Origin of the sequence: Mesorhizobium sp. M7A.F.Ca.CA.002.04.1.1, assembly GCF_004022805.1 — a bacterium.
In the GTDB taxonomy this organism is placed as follows: domain Bacteria; phylum Pseudomonadota; class Alphaproteobacteria; order Rhizobiales; family Rhizobiaceae; genus Mesorhizobium; species Mesorhizobium ciceri.
On record NZ_RZPL01000696.1, the window covers coordinates 1 to 2,966 of the forward strand.

Here is a 2,966-nt window from a genome sequence, read left to right on the forward strand (position 1 = left end):
TTCTATATCCTGCACCGGCGCCGGCTCTTCAATGCGGCGCAAGGGTCGTGGATGGGCTGGGAGCGCAAGCGCGGCAAGCTGCATGAACTCGACCTTCTGCTGCGCGGCGACAGCGACACCACGTTCCTGCCGCTCGACGTGCCGCTGCCGGAGAACGTCGTCCACGTGATGACGCTCGATGCCGACACGCGCACCACCCGTGACGCGGTCGCCACCCTCGTAGGCAAGCTCTGCCACCCGCTCAACCGGCCGCATTTCGATGCCAGCAAGCGCGTCGTCACCGCCGGCTACGCGATCCTGCAGCCGCGCATCACCGCGTCGCTGACATCAGGCGATGATGCGTCGTTCTTCCAGCGGGTGTTCTCGGCCAATCGCGGCCTCGACCCTTATGTCTTTGCCGTGTCAGATCTCTATCAGGACGTTTTCGGCGACGGGTCCTTCACCGGCAAGGGCCTCTATCACGTCGACGCCTTCGAGGCCGCCCTGCAGGGCCGCATCGAGGAAAACACCATCCTCAGCCACGATCTGCTGGAAGGCGCGCTGGCGCGCTCGGCGCTGGTCACCGACGTCGAACTGGTCGAGGACTATCCGACCCGCTACTCGGTCGACGCCTCGCGCCACCATCGCTGGGCACGCGGCGACTGGCAGTTGCTCGGCTTCATGCTCGATCCGCGCTCCGGCGTGCCGGCGCTGTCGCGCTGGAAGATGATCGACAATCTGCGCCGCTCGCTGACGCCGATCTTCTGGGTGATGGCGGCGATTGCCGGCTGGACGCTGCTGCCCTTCACGCAGGCCGCGCAATGGCAGGCCCTGCTGATCCTCAGCCTGTTCATGGCGCCGACATTCGACATCGTCAACGCCATCCTGCCCAAGAGCGGCGACCAGACGCCACGCGGCCATTTCTCGGCCCTGGCACGCGACGTCGCCTTCGGCACCGCCATGGTGGCGCTGAAGATCGTCCTGATGGCGCACAACGCCTGGATGATGGGCGATGCCATCGTGCGCACGCTCTATCGGTTGTTCGTCAGCCGCCAGAACCTTTTGGAATGGCGCACCGCCTCGCAGGCGCACAAGGCGGGCGACAACGATGTCGGTTCCTATTACGGCATGATGTATGGCGCCGTGATCATCGGCTTCGTCGGCCTTGCCATTCCGGTGCTGGCCGATTCGACCGGCGCCTTCGTTGCCTTCTTCTTCGCGCTGTTCTGGATTGGCTCGCCCGCCATCGCCAGCTGGATCAGCCGTTCGGCTGAAACCGAGGATCGCTTGCGCATATCGCAGGCCGATATCCATACGTTGCGCACGGTGGCGCGGCGCACATGGCATTATTTCGAAAGCTTCGTGACGGCAGAGCATCACCATCTGCCGCCCGACAATTTCCAGGAAAGCCCGGCACCGGTGGTGGCGCCTCGTACTTCGCCGACCAATATCGGCGTCTACCTGCTGTCCGTCGTTTCCGCCCGCGACTTCGGATGGATCAGCCTGTCCGACGCCATCACCCGCATCGACGCCACCATGGCCACGATCGAGGGCATGCCGCGTGAGCGCGGTCACCTCTTCAACTGGTACGACACCACGACACTGAAGCCGCTCTATCCGCTCTACATCTCGGCTGTCGACAGCGGCAATCTCGCCGGCCATCTGGTGGCGGTGGCGGCGGCCTGCGCCGAATGGGCCGAGGCGCCCTCCGTGCACCTCCAGGGCGATTTCGAAGGCATTCTCGACACGGTCACCATCCTCAGCGAAAGCCTCGATGATCTGCCCGACGACCGCCGTCAGTTGCGCCCGCTGCGCCAGCGCCTCGCCGACCGTCTCGACGGCATGCGGCGCGCTGTCGACACCATCAAGGCGCAGCCCGAAATGGCGTCGATCCGCACCATCAACCTGGCCGTGCTGGCCGGCGAGATCCGCAAATTGGCCACCGCCATCCATACCGAGGCGGTGTCGCCCCAAAGCGACGTCATCGTCGACTGGGCGGCAAGGCTGGAAGCCACCTGCGAAGCGCACGTCCATGACGCGCACAGCGACGACAATGCCGTCGAGGCGCTGCGTGCCAAGCTGCTCACCTTACGCGAGCGCACCCGCCGCTATGCCTTCGAGATGGATTTCTCCTTCCTGATGCGGCCGGAGCGCAAGCTGCTGTCGATCGGCTACCGGGTCGAGGAACACCAGCTCGACGAAAGCTGCTACGACCTTCTGGCTTCCGAAGCACGGCTGACCAGCCTGTTCGCCATCGCCAAGGGCGATCTGCCGACCGAGCACTGGTTCAGGCTTGGCCGGCCGATCGTCGAAATCGGTTTCCAGGGCGCGCTGATGTCCTGGTCCGGCTCGATGTTCGAATATCTGATGCCGCCGCTGGTCATGAAGGAGCCGCAGGGCTCGATCCTCAACCAGACCAGCAAGCTGATCATCAAGCGCCAGATCCAGTATGGCCGCCAGAAGAACGTGCCGTGGGGCATTTCGGAGGCCGCCTACAATGCCCGCGACCGCGAACTGACCTATCAATATACCAATTTCGGCGTTCCAGGCCTCGGGCTGAAGCGCGGTCTTGGCCAGAACACGGTGATCGCGCCTTACGCCACCATACTGGCGGCCCAGTTCAATCCGCGTGAAGCCGTGCTGAATCTCGCCCGATTGCGGGAGATCGGGGCGCTCGGCCGCCACGGCTACTACGATGCCGTCGACTTCACGCCACAGCGCGTGCCGGAAGGCACGGACCATGTCGTCGTCCAGAATTATATGGCCCACCATTCGGGCATGTCGATCGCGGCGGTTGCCGACGCCATCTTCGAAGGTCGCATGCGCGACCGCTTCCACAGCGATCCGGTCATCGAATCGGCCGAACTCTTGCTGCAGGAGAGGGCGCCGCGCGACATCCCGACAGCGACCGTCAGGACCGAGGCCGACGAACGCTCCAAGGACGAGACCGAAGTCGACAGCCCCGACACCCGCATCGTGCTCAATCC

The 2,966-nt window shown here is 64.5% G+C and carries 1 protein-coding gene; it reads left to right on the forward strand.

The window, feature by feature from the left end; genetic code table 11:
* A partial coding sequence (locus ENZ75_RS26965; protein ID WP_281061292.1) for a glucoamylase family protein occupies window positions 1-2,966 on the forward strand: 2,966 nt, incomplete at both ends.